The sequence below is a fragment of the Thermoflavimicrobium daqui genome (assembly GCF_003313465.1).
Lineage (GTDB): Bacteria > Bacillota > Bacilli > Thermoactinomycetales > Thermoactinomycetaceae > Thermoflavimicrobium > Thermoflavimicrobium daqui.
On sequence record NZ_KZ845663.1, the window covers coordinates 522608 to 536273 of the forward strand.

A 13666-nucleotide genomic window follows, 5' to 3' on the forward strand; every position below is an offset into this window, starting at 1 on the left:
ATCATTTGCAAAGTATATTTGTAGCAAGTAGTTCAATAGGAGCTAAAACCCTTAGTGCATCTACTTTTTAAAACAAATCATTTTTCGTGAGACGGATGTTTGCATTAAGCACTGGTGGGAATAGTTCAAAAATGATGAGTGGCAAAATAGTAGGCAATCTTTAAAGAGGATTAAAACTAAATCTAGTTGACCCATATTATATACAACAGACAAAAAAATGGCAAATACAGGGAATAGTAGACATGAAATCATTTGAAACTGATACTACCCAGATCAACTTTAATTTAAACGTAAAAAATTTCATTGATCCTTAAATATAAAAAAAACCAAGGTTCATCTCCTTGATTTTATCGTGGTCGGGATGACAGGATTCGAACCTGCGACCCCCTGGTCCCAAACCAGGTGCTCTACCAAGCTGAGCCACATCCCGGTATTCGTTTATAAAATCAAATGATCAACCTTGGTTTTATCGTGGTCGGGATGACAGGATTCGAACCTGCGACCCCCTGGTCCCAAACCAGGTGCTCTACCAAGCTGAGCCACATCCCGATGTTCGTTTAATTTACCGCAGCGACAATAAATAATCTACCATGTAACTTACATACAGTCAATACTTATTTTGAAGTTATTCTATTCTGAATACTGATGAACCCTATTCGCTTTAATTAATTAGATTAAAACGAATGCTATTTTAAAAGATAACACTATATGTTATAGTATATATATAACAGATAGTAAAGGTGAGACTTATTATGTTAATCGAAATCGATTTAGAATCAGATTTACCGATTTACTCACAGCTGGTTAACCAAATCATCGAGGGTATTGCTACAGGTCATCTTAAACCGGGAGAAGGTCTTCCTTCTGTACGTACCCTAGCTGCAGATTTAGGTATTAACTTGCATACGGTAAACAAGGCATATCAGATCCTAAAGCAGAAAGGCTTTGTACTTATTCACCGGCAAAAAGGAGTTGTTATCCAACCACAAGGTATTGCAAAAGCGGATGCCTATTTTATTGAAGGTATAAAAGAAACAGTGAAACCCTTAGTTGCCGAGTCGATATGTAGAGACATTTCCGAAGAAGAGTTTATTACTTACTGTAGGGAATTATTCTCTTACTTTCACAAACAAAAAGGAGGATTTTCCAATGAATAACATTAGTGAACTTCTACCTTTCTATTTCGGACTTATTTTTCCTTTGATTTTTGCCATCTTTCAACCCTATATCACTCGAAAAACAGAATCGTTTGGCGTTTCAATTCCTGAGGAGTTTTACAACGATCCAGGAATCATTGCCTTTCGAAAACGATATAGCACCATCCTATCTATATTTGCTATCTTTATGCTTATTCTTTTTACGGCTTGTATCTTTTCCATTTCTTTAGACAAGATTGGAACTTGTTTTGCCATCCTACTCATTGTAGAAATCATTTTATCATACTTGATCTATTGGCAATTCCATAAAAAAATGAAAGACCTAAAGTTGAATAAGGAACTCCTTCAAGACAAAAAACAACGGCGTATTGTAGACAGTTCTTTTCATCAACAAAAACTTACATACTCAAACAGATGGCTACTTATTCCTTTTGTGATCGCTGTTGGAACTTACCTACTTTCACTATTTTTTTACGAGCAGATTCCTGAACAAATTCCTATTCGTTACAATTTCGACAACCAAGTCACAGCCTATAAAACGAAGTCCTATGGTACTTTACTACAAATTCCTTTGATCCAACTTTTTATTACAGGTATATTTTTATTTGTCAATATAAGTAATTCCAAAGGAAAACAACAACTAACAGCGAGTAATCCCCAAAAATCTTTACAACAAAACATCTTATTCCGCCGTAAGTGGTCTTTATGGTCGATTATTAGCCCAATCATCTTTACCTTATCATTTTTATTAATACAATTAAACTATATCATACCAATTCCTCCTAATCTGCTAGGAATGGTCCTTCTCTTTACAATTGCAATCGTAATCATCTGGTCCGTCATCCTCTCTTTCAAGCTGGGACAGGGAGGAAGTCGTATATCAGAAAAAGAGACAACAATAAATCCAAAAATAGTTAATATCGATGATGACCGTTATTGGAAGGCAGGGATCTTTTACTTCAATCCAAAAGATCCTACTCTCATTGTAGAAAAACGATTTGGAATTGGATGGACGTTTAATTTTGCTCGTCCTCTTGCTTGGCTAATCCTCGTATTAATCTTGGTTGTCCCATTACTCCCATTACTCCTACAGTAAATACAGAAAGGGATGACTTTCAAACTTTGAGTCATCCCTTTCTTTTACTTCATCATCTCTTATCATCTAAATATCCTTTATTCTCTGTAGTTGGGTCGTTTAAGATACCGAAAAATACCAAAATACTTAAAAGAACATTGACAAAATCATTATAGTTTCCTTTAGCAAAATCAACACCAAATAGCTCAGCTACAATAGCAATAAATGCAGTCATCGAAACCCAAAAGCCGTAGTTACGTAAGCGACCGTGCATCCTCATCTGCTTCCCTCCCTGATATTAATGCATATGATAAATTCAATCCATTTTCGTCAGTATTATATGTGACCAGAAAAAAAGTGTTTGGACTTTTACCCCTTTCTCTCCATTAACTCCCAAAATAAAAAATAGGACATTCTACAAAAGAGAATGACCTATCTATATTTCTGATTTAGCATACAGTGGATTGATAGAATGAATCATTTATGAGAGGGTATCTAAAACTTAATAGCTACCTTTTTTTCTTGGAATAACAAACACACCATCAAAACCGGACTTTTTCACCTTTTTAGTATAATTATTCATATTGGCTTTAGAGTTAAAAGCTCCTATTTGTACACGATAAAACTTTTTACCGTTCACATATGCTACTTTAACAAACGCATCATATCCCTGCTTTTTCAAGGCGGCTACCCGTTTGTATGCATTTGATTTGTATGTGAAGGAACCTGCAAATACATAATAATTTACGGGTCTATAATCAGGTGAAGTACCTGAAGCTGCTGATGCTGGAACAACTCCTACTAACAAGAGAGCAAACGCAATAAACAATGCTGCAATGCGACGCTTCAATTTCATGAAGTTCACCTCCAAAGTTATATAATTCATTTCTACAATTCAATTATAGCCATGTCTCTAGAAAAAGTCTATATATTTTTCTGACTTATTATTATATTTATATTTAATAAAAAATATAGATTGTCATTCCATATAATGAAATCATTTGTATTTTATGTAAAAATAAAGGATATTTCTTATTTCGATGCTTTCTATCTCATCTATTTTTGCCTATTCATAAGTTGAGATATGGTTTTACATTAGTAATTACCGATAAGATTGTTAAAGTCAATAACTTTCTATCAGCCCTTCTGAAATTCCTATGAAGAAGCCAAAGAGTTAACTGAAAATGATCTGTATGTCATCAAAGGTGTTCGTAAGAGTGGAAGATTGAATAAGCAGAATCTCCTCTAAACTAACGATATTTAGGGGAGGTTCTGCTTCCGTTTTATAAAATAAGTCCAATACTTTAAGACATTGATTTCATTTTTATCCAATCTAGTATTTGTTCTACATCCATCTCTGCAATGTAGCCACTTCTTATTTTTCGTCCAGATGATATAAATGTTCTAAAGCGGGCTAGTTGAGCTCGTTTCATTCTTCGAGATTGCAAACAGGTACGTGATTGCATAGACCTCTGTGGAACATAGAATGTATTTCTTACTAACACCCGATTTCTTAAAACAATCCCATCTTTGGCTAACCCCCATCCTTCGTCTTGATAACGCAACCACTGATACACCATTAATATTAGAATGACAGGAATCCCGATCCAACTCCAAGTCGGACTCAGATAAAAGAAAATACATTGCACAATGATAAGGCCTATCAATTGAGGAATAAGGCGATAAACCTTGGATTTAATGGGTGTAGGACGTAAAGCGATATCTGTATAAGCAACATATTCAGGAAGAATATGTTGCAGAAGAGAAGGGATCTCTCTTTTAGAGACTAAAGGAAACAGTACTATTTTCTTTTTCTCTTTCGACTCTTCATCATTATTCTCACCATATCCAGCTATTTCCAATTTAACTAATGCCCATCCCAAAGGTTGACGTAACCAATTCTCTTCTACATTCACCATTTGTATACGTTTAATAGGAATGGTTAGCTTTCTTAAATGAAAAAAACCATACTCTACATAAAGTCTTTTTTCATCTCGTCGTACTTTAAAATAAGCAAATTCAATCACTGTCCAAACAATGGAAATCAGCCAAGCAACTATTAAAAAAGAAGGGATGATCCAAAACAAATGCATAAGCATCGACATTTCAAAATGTTGCTTTTCAATGAAAGCATCGACATCAATAAATTGACTGGCTTCATCGATATATTCTAATAGTTTCAAACCAAATAAAACCGGTAACGATAAGGTGTAAACAATTTTTCCAGATGTCATCCCAGCCTGTATCAATGTCTTCCATGTTACGCGATAAAAAATAGAAGTGTCATTCTGATTTTTCTCTAGAGAAGAGCCTAGATCAACCTTATTTTCCTCTCTTAAAAGAAACTTTTGCAGGGAAAGGGCATCTGTTTTTTTCACTGCTTTAAGGACAGCTTCAGAATCGTTCCCACTTGCAGTTTCAATATGAACTTCTACGACATCAAAAAGCCGATGCCATAACTTTTGTTCGATCTCCACCGCTTGGATCTGTTCAAGAGGGATAAATACTTTTTTATGAAATATCCCTCCTTTTTGCAAACAAAACTCTCCATGATCAATAAAATAAATACTTCGAATCCATTCAAATACAGAATAGACTAACAGGCACAAAAATACAATAAAGCAAATTCCTAAGGTTATGAGCCAGTCTTCTATTTGAACCCATAAAAAAATAAACACGGGTAATAGGCTTACAAAATGCTTTGGCACGTCAAACAATATAAAAATAGGATGGAGTTTTTGTGGTTTATTCATCTTCAACTTTCACCCACTCCATGATCTGTACTCTTAGTTCATCCGCTTCTGATACCTTAATCGCTGGAATTTCAAAAGAGTCACCACCTGCAGTATAAATAACCAGATTAGCAAGATCAAACATTCTAAGAATGGGTCCTTGTTCTGTTGTCACATGCTGTACACGGATCATCGGGATAAATGTTTTTTCCATAAAAATAATACCTGATCGTATAAATACTTCTTTCTGTGTAATCGCATATGCATAATACTTCCATACCAATCGAGGTAAAATGCTAATACTAAGGATTCCTACGACTCCGATGATACTAAAAATAGTGATCATTATTTTAGGATACTGATCGAAAAGGTCAAAAAAAATCGTTACACCCACTGCGATTACCAAAATGACTAAAGTGCCAATTAAATTTGTAATCGTCCAAGCGCGAATTGCACTTGGACTAAGTTTCTTCTCCTCCACTCAAGACACGGCCCTTTCTATATTTTTATAATATAGTACCAGAATATAATATTTTCTCACTTTGTTCCATTTAAATAAAAGAAGTATAGGATCTCTATGTAAAAATACTTTACTAGGATGGTAGATCTCTTTTTTCAAACACTTTAATCCCAATATAAGTAATCATTATAAATAACACTGAAATAAGAATATAGAATCTCAATAATGAATCAAGTGGTGTTTCGTCAGCTGGAGACATAGCAAGGGCAGGTTGAGCCCAAGGATAGTATTGGCCATACACAGTTAAAACAGGTAGTGTAAAAGCGATATTAATGGCTAATGGGACACCAAAGCTTCGATAATATATGGATATAATCAACTGTATAGCGGCTAATGGAAAAGTAGCATACAGTCCTTTTCCAGTAAACACTAAAATTTCTAAAAAAGGGAGAGGGCTAGGTATTTGAAATAAAGAACCTAGAAGCAGAAAAAAAATCAGCAGTAAAGTTTGAGTTCCTGCTAAGAGTAAAATAACCATAAATAACTTACTTAAAAATATGGTAGACCGCTTTACCGGGAGGGCAAGGATCTGCTTCCATCCATTCCCGATATGTTCACTTCTACAAATTAATGCTGCAAAAACTCCCGTTAAAATAGGATAGATAATCTTTGCATAAAAACAGTTCTACCTGTGTCCACGCCTCAATCCATCCATTATCCCCTGGATCCATAAATCTATTTAGATGATTAAAAAAGTTACTAATTCCTAATGTATTATCCGCAATCGGAGCTATTAAAACCAAAATCCATAGCATCGATCGCTTCGTTTTTAATAACTCATTGTAAAACAGTCGAATAAACATCCAAAGCCTCCTTATTACACTTCTTTTTGAACAAAATTTCGCATTCCTAAAATCAGCATCACAACAGTCATAATTAGACTCAAAAAAAACCATTTTATTAGGTCCTGATTAGGTAAAACTCCAGTAAACTGATTATTCGGAACAATAGGCATTACCAAAGAAGGATATGCCCATATTAGCCACTGTGTAATCGGTCTTTGAACCAAGAATAAACCACTCATTGTTGTAATAATTCCAATCGAAATAGAGATAGCTTGATTTTTAATTGACATGGATAACCAAAGCTGAAAGCTTATAATAGGTAAGAAAGCGAAATAAATATATATCACTTCTTTTAAAACTAAGTCAAAAGGTATTTTCCCTTCAATCCCTAATATGATACCAGTGATTGGAAAGACAACACATAATAAGGCTATAGCAATAAAAGACCAAATTAGTAGATTAAGAAACTTAGAAATATAAATCTTATATTTATTTACTGGTAAGGTCATCATTTGTTTCCATGAATTCGATTGATGCTCAATATTTGGTATTATGGAAGCTATCATCGTAATCATTAGAGGAAAAGAAATAATTAAGAATCGATGTGTACCTATAAGAAGGTAAGTCCATAGATCTACGTGTAGCCTAGCAGCAGATTCCAAAACTAATTCAGTTCTTAGTAAATAATTAATCGCTTGAAGAAGCATAGTTAAGAAAGGCATAAGGATAACAACTAGAGCAATCGAAGTTCTTTTGTTCTTTAAGAAATCCGAATACAATAACCTTCCAATCATAAGCTATGTCCCTTTTCTGTTAGCTCCAAAAAGATATCTTCTAAGGAAGGATGGACTTCCTCTAATTTATATATTGATACTCCTTCTTTTACTAATTGCTCATTAGCTAAAGCAATTCGCTCTGGATCTATCGTAGATAGCCATATAAAATTATTTTCAATAATTGGTTTCCATCCATTTTTGTAAAGTACTTGATAAGCTTGTTCTAACTGTAAAGTGCCCATTTTGAGTTTAGGCCGATTTTTCTTCTTGATTGCTTCAATTGAATCTTGAAAAATTAACTCACCTTTCAATATAATACCTACTTGCGTAGCAATTTGCTCAATTTCGCTTAATAAATGACTAGAGACTAAAACAGTCATTCCGTATTTTTTAGGTAACTCTTTTATTAAATCACGTATTTCTTGGATACCTGCAGGATCCAATCCATTCGTGGGCTCATCTAAAATCAATAGTTTTGGGTGGCTTAATAAAGCGGTAGCAATTCCTAATCTTTGCTTCATTCCTAAAGAATACTCTTTAACTAATTGGTTCGAAACATGACGCAGTCGTACAACTTCAAGCACTTCATCAATACGTTTTTTAGGTACATCGAATACGCGCTGAATCGTTTTCAAATTTTCATAAGCGGTTAAATGACCATAATAAGAAGGTGATTCAACAAGCGATCCGATTGATTTTAGGATAGTTAATCGATCATCTATTAAATCCTTACCGAATATTCTTATTTCACCTGATGTAGGTTTAATCAAGCCTAATAACATTCGGATCGTGGTAGTTTTTCCCGCACCATTCGGGCCTAAAATCCATAAATTTCGCCCCTTTTAATGCTTAAATTTACTTTATTTACACAAGCATGTTGACCATAATAGCGTGTTAACTCTTTCGTCTCCAGTATAATATCATTCACCACTATCACCTCATTATATTTTAAATATTTACTGAAAATATATGATCCGTCTAAATTCAATTTTCGTCTTAATCAGATCCAGATGAAAAGCCGCCCCTCTTTTTAAGTAAAAGCTACTTTAAAAGTGATGAGCAGCTACTTTACAAAAATATATTTTAATAATAAATTATCCTTCAAAATATTTTTATACATTTTTCACTTGCTATCTTTAATTCTTTTATAATAATTAACCCAATAAATTATATTAATCGCTATCACAATAACAAAAGATATAATGCACCATATACAAATAGCTTTTAGAAAAAAAATCTCTACAATTGTTAGATAACATGAAAATATAAAGCCTATTCCTAGTAAACAAACAAATAAAGTATGAATATTAACCTTTTGGAACATCCAAACTACTAAAATAACTCATCGCTATTTTAGCGTTACAAAATCGATGCCTCTTTCCTTCCATCGTCCATCATCTTTAAAATCACAGCGTCTTTGGGCTTAGATTTCTGACTTTCCAATCTCGCAAGAAAAGCCCTAGAGCTAGGTCAAAGTCTTCCTCTCGTTATTATCATCATTCACAAAAACGTCATTGAAAACTAATTAATTTTTGCGTCGTGCCACTTCAACTAACCCCACTTCGTAAAATTAGTTTGCACGACTTTTTGAGTCTAAAAATGCAAAAAACACCGGGGCAATTTATTAAAACCCCCAGTGTTTATGCTATGTTTTGGTGCCGAAGGTGGGAGTCGAACCCACACTCCCGAAGGAACACGATTTTGAGTCGTGCGCGTCTGCCAATTCCGCCACTTCGGCAAGATAATTAAGCTTATAATTAAAGCAGCCGTTTATGCTGACAATGTATAATTTATCATGCTCGTCTGTGAATGTCAACACTTTTTTCTAAGAAGATATATTTCGATGTAACGTATCATCGCAAAAACTGTATAAAAATAGATATTAACTATGTTATTCGACAGATTATAAAGGGTATTTTCTGATATATGTAAATATTACATGTATATGAGATCAAGGTTTAGATTTGGTACATGGCGTGAAAAACATCTTTGAGTAAGACTTTAGAAGGTGGAGGTTTTTTTATGGAGCAAAAATTAATCCGCCTCAAAGATCGCTTAAGTGATATCAGCCAAGATAATCGAGCAATCCGATTGATCAAATTATACCACAAATGGGCTTTTGATATAACAGATCTAACCCGTCTTCGTGGAGCTGATTTCCTCTCCTATTTCCTAGAAGAAATCAGAAAACCAAATGCTTTGATTCCCCTCCTCAAGCAAACTGATGCCTCACATCATGCAGATCCCATTGATAAAAACCTTTTATCTTTATATCGGAACTGTAAACAGCTTGAAGAAGAAACAGGGATTTATGACTTAGCTGTTGGCTATCCTTTCTTAAGCGGAACTCTTGAGGATGGTACTTTTATTCAAGCACCTTTATTTCTTTATCCCGTAAGACTCGTTCGATGTCAATCAAATCCTATACGCTGGGAACTCTATCGCCAAGAGACAGAACCACAACTCAATCGCGCACTTTTTTTAGCTCTAAAACAATTTCATCAATGTAGTATTGATGAGACTATTTTTGAAGATGTAGATCGTTTAGCTCGTTTGGAGGGAAATACAGTAGCCAAATGGGCGAGTTGGCTAAAAGAATATCAGGTTGATGTTACCTATGAAAAAGAGACGATTCAACCTTTTGACGTTTATTCAAAGAGTACTTTACCTAATCAAAAATTGGAGATCAAACCACATTTAATATTAGCTAGTTTCCCTCAAGGAAATTCATCCATTTTACATGACTATCAGCGACTACTCCAGTCTACGGAAGTTAAGACACATCCCATTGTCTCTTCACTCATGCTACAAAAACCAACTGGGAAAAAAGCGGATATATCCGATGCTGAATCGACAGATCCTTTCTATTTGTTACCAACGGATCGTTCACAAGAAGCTATTCTTGCAAAAGTGAGAACAGAAACAGCAGTAGTAGTGAACGGTCCACCTGGTACAGGAAAGTCTCAACTTATCACTAACCTAATTACTGATGCCCTTTCACAAACGAAAAAAGTATTGGTTATTAGCACGAAGCGAACTGCACTGGATACAGTCTATACTCGTTTAGAAAAGTTAGGTATTTCACCATATGTCGCTCTGATTCATGATGAAAAGAAAGATCGAAAGGCTTTATATCAAAAAATCCATCAACTCATTACCAAGTTCTATTCGAATATCCCAAACTATGAACCTTTTTTACGTAAGCTTACCGAAAAAATAGATGAACATGAGCAAAAGTTAAATGAGGTATATAAAGCACTACACGAAGTGCAAGCTTTTGGCTTAAGTGCTTATGAATTATATAGTCAGGCTAAACACATTGACTCACCGATTTTAGTCTCAGATATTGCTTACTCCATTCATACAAGCCAGCTAAATAAAATTACACAAACGATTAGCCGTTATTCCAACTATTATGAGAAATTTAGCCAAGAAAGATATGTCTTTAAAGAGCGTCGTTCTTTTGCGGGCTTAACCAGTACTGATTTCGAACAGTTAAATGAAAGCTTAGAGGTGATGATTGCAAAGGCCAAAAACAGTATAAATAAGCTAGATGAGCTAAATAACCCTGATATTACACCCCAATTCCTGTGGTCTATCGCGAAAAAGCTTGAACAAATTCCTATTAAGTTAAAGCCTGAAGATCTAAGCTTATGGGAGAAAACAAAACTAGCTTGGTGGACGAATTTCCAAGGTAAAAAATTAATTCAAGAACTATCGGATTCCTTACCACCTCTAAAAAATCAATCTCGAACTTGGGAACAGACCAGTCAACAGGTACTGCTCATGGGAAAAATTGCACAAATCACTTCTGAGTTAAATAAAGACTTGTTAAAGTTAGAAAAGATATTTCCTTCTAGTCAAGTTCAGAAACTACAAGAGCAATTAGCCAAAGGGAATATTCCTCTTAAGGAATTGGAGAATATTCGAAAGTGCTTCACAGATGATTTTCATCAAGTAAAAGATATGGATCAGATCTATGAAAATACAACCCCAATTATACGAACCTTGATTGAACGCTTACAAGAAGTAGATACAAAAAAAGAATTTCCATTATCTAAAGTATGGAATCAAATTGTCATTCAATCCCTTTATCAATTTTGGATTCAAGAAATTGAACAAAAATATCCGATTCTAACCATGATCTCTAATGGTGAAATTGAACAAGTTCGCATCCACTATCGCCAACTTTTGGCTGAGAAAAGAGACTTAGCTACCAAAGTACTACGATCAGACTTACAGTATGGAACCAATCAACTTCTCAATCGATATCCTCGAGATGTAAAGGAGCTTAGGGAACAAACAGGTAAGCAGAAAAGGACATGGCCAACTCGCAAATTAATCCATCATTTTGCTCATCGAGGATTACTTGAAATTCTACCTGTTTGGCTCGTTTCACCTGAAACTGTTTCCTCGATCTTTCCTTTATTAAAGGAATGCTTTGATTTATTAATCATTGATGAAGCCAACCAGTGTCCCTTTGAGCAAAGCATTCCAGCCATTTTTCGAAGTAAACAAGTTGTAGTCATTGGGGATGATAAACAACTTATCAATCATCGAGCGATCTCTACAACTTTCGAAGAAACAGAAGCCCATACAGAGAGTTCAGAGAGTTTATTTTACTATGCCTGTGAGGCATTTAATAAAAGCTCCCTTCTATACCATTATCGCTCACAAGCGGAAGAACTCATTCATTTCTCCAATCACGGTTTTTATCAAGGTAAATTACAGATTGCTCCCAATGTACACACAAATTTAGACAATCCAGCAATTTCTTGGGATAAGCATGAAAATGAGAACGAAGAAGCTAAAAAAGTTGTCATTTTACTAAATCAGCTTTTAAAATCTCATCCCGATAAGTCAATCGGTATTATAACTTTCCATCCTAAACAAAAAGAAACAATCACTGAATTAATCGAAACCATGCTAAAAACAAATAACCATTTCTCTACTCTTTATAACCGTGCCATTGAAGAAAAAATAGATGAGCGTATTTTTATTAAAACAGTAGAACAAACCCAAGGAGATGTACGCGATTTTATAATTTTTTCTATGGGTTATCTCAAAAATGAGAAAGGAAAGGTTCAATTTTATTTTGATACACTCGGTCTCGAAGATGGAGAACACTATTTAAATATTGCCATTACACGTGCTCGTGAACATTTATACGTACTTTCAAGTATTGAACCCGAAGATATCGAACTATCTTCCACAGATCACCAGGGACCTATTTATTTAAAACATTTTTTGGAGTACGCAAAAGCAGTTCATAGACAAAATAAAGACCAAGTGGACCATATTTTATGGAAAATTAACGGTACTAGTAAGATAAAGCGATATATGGACACTCCCTTTGAAAATCAACTTCAAACAGCATTAAGTAGGCTTGGTTATACCGTCGTTCCTAAAGTAGGATCTTCTTCTTACACCATTGACCTTGGTATTGTGCATCCCGAAGACCCTCACCGCTATATTCTTGGGATCGAATGTGATGGAGCAATGTATCACAGTACATCTGATACGAAGGAGAGGGAAGTTGATCGTCATATCTTTTTAGAAAGACGTGGTTGGAAAATCAAACGTGTATGGAGTCGAAATTGGTGGCAGAATCCAGAAGCTGTGATCGAAGAGATTGAGGAAGCGATTGACCAATACTTACGCCCTCATATTTCAAATGGTTCAAGAACACCTTATAAAGAAAGTAAACAAATAGATGCTACCGAAACACAAGAACAAAAGGGAATTAAAGTGGCCCATCATCAAAATGACACTTCAAAAACACTTTTAAAAGCTAGTTTAAACTCGAAACCATCATTCGACCCCAATAAAGAAATCGATCATATCTTATCTTATTACAATTTTAAGTAAATCAATTAGCCGCTTCTCTTCCAAGAAGTGGCTTTATATATTTAAGGGTAAAGAGACTGCCCTTTTGCGCAACCAACAAAAAAGACTTCCTAAAGCAAAGTTTAGGAAGTCTAAGTCATTTAATTTTTTATCTTTCGGCTCTGTTTCATAAACTTAAATACTTCTCTTTGCTCATCCGGCCACCAAGCTCCGCATTTTTCACTAACGATACATCCTAGACATTTTTCTAAATTATATACTTTCATATCTTTAATGGGTGGCGAGTAGACATGAAAGGTAACAAGCATATCTTGCTCCGATGGATTTTCGATACTATGAATTAATTGACTCGTTTCCAAAAAAGCAGTTCCTTCTTTTTCTATTCGGGTTGCGGTATGAGTTAATACTTCTTTCTGATCGAGTGTATAAATTTCATGCAATGCATCTCCGTATACAAAATAGATCCAACCAAATGATTTTCCATGATCATGTGGAGCACAAGCGAAACGATTAGCCCAATTATTGACTACTACTTCAACCGTATCATTTTTATATATAATGTTTCTTCCATATGGAAAGGTTTCTGGATCATTCAAATAAGGCTGCAACTCTTCTAAGGTAATTTTTAAAGATTTTATTGCTTTTTTTAAATCATTAGAGGAAGGATTTGCTAGCTTCGCAAAAGCTTGTTGCACTCTCTCTTTTAATTCCATATAAACCCCCTCCTTTACTCGACAAAAAAACTTACTAAACTCATCGGATTATTGTTAGAAA

11 protein-coding genes, 3 tRNA genes and 1 pseudogene are annotated in these 13666 nt (G+C 34.7%); 3 read left to right on the forward strand and 12 right to left on the reverse strand.

Annotated features, from left to right (window positions below):
• Positions 1-353: 353 nt before the first annotated feature.
• Both DL897_RS02440 and DL897_RS02445 read right to left on the reverse strand, forming a co-directional pair.
• Positions 354-430 (reverse strand) — tRNA-Pro (locus DL897_RS02440).
• 42 nt (positions 431-472) lie between these two features.
• Positions 473-549, reverse strand: a tRNA-Pro gene (locus DL897_RS02445).
• 203 nt (positions 550-752) lie between these two features.
• Between DL897_RS02445 and DL897_RS02450 the strand changes: the two genes are divergently transcribed.
• Positions 753-1157 (forward strand): GntR family transcriptional regulator, encoded by a 405-nt coding sequence (locus DL897_RS02450; protein WP_113657531.1) that lies wholly within the window; start codon positions 753-755, stop codon positions 1155-1157.
• A complete protein-coding gene (locus DL897_RS02455) occupies positions 1150-2253 on the forward strand; it encodes a DUF1648 domain-containing protein (RefSeq protein WP_113657532.1) in 1104 nt (367 codons plus the stop codon). The genes DL897_RS02450 and DL897_RS02455 overlap by 8 nt, the downstream gene beginning before the upstream one ends.
• A gap of 52 nt (positions 2254-2305) precedes the next feature.
• On the opposite strand, the gene DL897_RS02460 is transcribed toward DL897_RS02455, so the two are convergent.
• From DL897_RS02460 to DL897_RS02500, 9 genes and pseudogenes are all read right to left on the reverse strand, one after another.
• The gene (locus DL897_RS02460; protein ID WP_206186470.1) at positions 2306-2512 is read right to left on the reverse strand and encodes a phage holin; all 207 of its coding nucleotides are present in this window, start codon (positions 2510-2512) and stop codon (positions 2306-2308) included.
• A 222-nt stretch (positions 2513-2734) separates the two neighbouring features.
• Positions 2735-3088 carry an SPOR domain-containing protein gene (locus DL897_RS02465; RefSeq protein ID WP_168188608.1) on the reverse strand — a complete coding sequence of 118 codons (354 nt, stop codon included), beginning with the start codon at positions 3086-3088 and terminating at the stop codon, positions 2735-2737.
• A gap of 448 nt (positions 3089-3536) precedes the next feature.
• Positions 3537-4985 carry a PH domain-containing protein gene (locus tag DL897_RS02470; RefSeq protein WP_113657534.1) on the reverse strand — a complete coding sequence of 483 codons (1449 nt, stop codon included), beginning with the start codon at positions 4983-4985 and terminating at the stop codon, positions 3537-3539.
• Positions 4978-5445: a PH domain-containing protein gene (locus DL897_RS02475; RefSeq protein WP_113657535.1), complete on the reverse strand. Its 468-nt coding sequence runs from the start codon at positions 5443-5445 to the stop codon at positions 4978-4980. Before DL897_RS02475 ends, DL897_RS02470 begins: the two co-directional genes overlap by 8 nt.
• Positions 5446-5557: 112 nt before the next feature.
• Positions 5558-6091 carry an ABC transporter permease gene (locus tag DL897_RS02480; protein ID WP_113657536.1) on the reverse strand — a complete coding sequence of 178 codons (534 nt, stop codon included), beginning with the start codon at positions 6089-6091 and terminating at the stop codon, positions 5558-5560.
• On the reverse strand, positions 6045-6287 hold the full coding sequence (locus DL897_RS02485) for an ABC-2 family transporter permease (protein ID WP_113657537.1): 243 nt from the start codon (positions 6285-6287) through the stop codon (positions 6045-6047). The genes DL897_RS02480 and DL897_RS02485 overlap by 47 nt, the downstream gene beginning before the upstream one ends.
• 14 nt (positions 6288-6301) lie before the next feature.
• The gene (locus DL897_RS02490; RefSeq protein ID WP_113657538.1) at positions 6302-7063 is read right to left on the reverse strand and encodes an ABC transporter permease; all 762 of its coding nucleotides are present in this window, start codon (positions 7061-7063) and stop codon (positions 6302-6304) included.
• Positions 7060-7973 (reverse strand): annotated as a pseudogene (locus tag DL897_RS02495) (ABC transporter ATP-binding protein). The gene DL897_RS02490 and the pseudogene DL897_RS02495 overlap by 4 nt, the downstream one beginning before the upstream one ends.
• 725 nt (positions 7974-8698) lie before the next feature.
• Positions 8699-8783, reverse strand: a tRNA-Leu gene (locus DL897_RS02500).
• 284 nt (positions 8784-9067) lie between these two features.
• On the opposite strand from DL897_RS02500, the gene DL897_RS02505 reads away from it, so the two are divergent.
• On the forward strand, positions 9068-12913 hold the full coding sequence (locus DL897_RS02505; protein ID WP_113657539.1) for an AAA domain-containing protein: 3846 nt from the start codon (positions 9068-9070) through the stop codon (positions 12911-12913).
• A gap of 119 nt (positions 12914-13032) precedes the next feature.
• Here DL897_RS02505 and DL897_RS02510 read toward each other — a convergent pair whose 3' ends face one another.
• On the reverse strand, positions 13033-13605 hold the full coding sequence (locus tag DL897_RS02510) for a cysteine dioxygenase (protein ID WP_113657540.1): 573 nt from the start codon (positions 13603-13605) through the stop codon (positions 13033-13035).
• Between the last annotated feature and the right edge of the window lie 61 nt (positions 13606-13666).

Bases quoted from the DNA above. Each gene is read 5' to 3' on its own strand.
- DL897_RS02455 (WP_113657532.1), top strand. From the start codon at position 1,150: ATGAATAACATTAGTGAACTTCTACCTTTCTATTTCGGACTTATTTTT.
- DL897_RS02465 (WP_168188608.1), bottom strand. From the start codon at position 3,088: ATGAAATTGAAGCGTCGCATTGCAGCATTGTTTATTGCGTTTGCTCTC.
- DL897_RS02490 (WP_113657538.1), bottom strand. From the start codon at position 7,063: ATGATTGGAAGGTTATTGTATTCGGATTTCTTAAAGAACAAAAGAACT.
- DL897_RS02470 (WP_113657534.1), bottom strand. From the start codon at position 4,985: ATGAATAAACCACAAAAACTCCATCCTATTTTTATATTGTTTGACGTG.
- DL897_RS02460 (WP_206186470.1), bottom strand. From the start codon at position 2,512: ATGAGGATGCACGGTCGCTTACGTAACTACGGCTTTTGGGTTTCGATG.
- DL897_RS02505 (WP_113657539.1), top strand. From the start codon at position 9,068: ATGGAGCAAAAATTAATCCGCCTCAAAGATCGCTTAAGTGATATCAGC.
- DL897_RS02450 (WP_113657531.1), top strand. From the start codon at position 753: ATGTTAATCGAAATCGATTTAGAATCAGATTTACCGATTTACTCACAG.
- DL897_RS02510 (WP_113657540.1), bottom strand. From the start codon at position 13,605: ATGGAATTAAAAGAGAGAGTGCAACAAGCTTTTGCGAAGCTAGCAAAT.
- DL897_RS02485 (WP_113657537.1), bottom strand. From the start codon at position 6,287: ATGTTTATTCGACTGTTTTACAATGAGTTATTAAAAACGAAGCGATCG.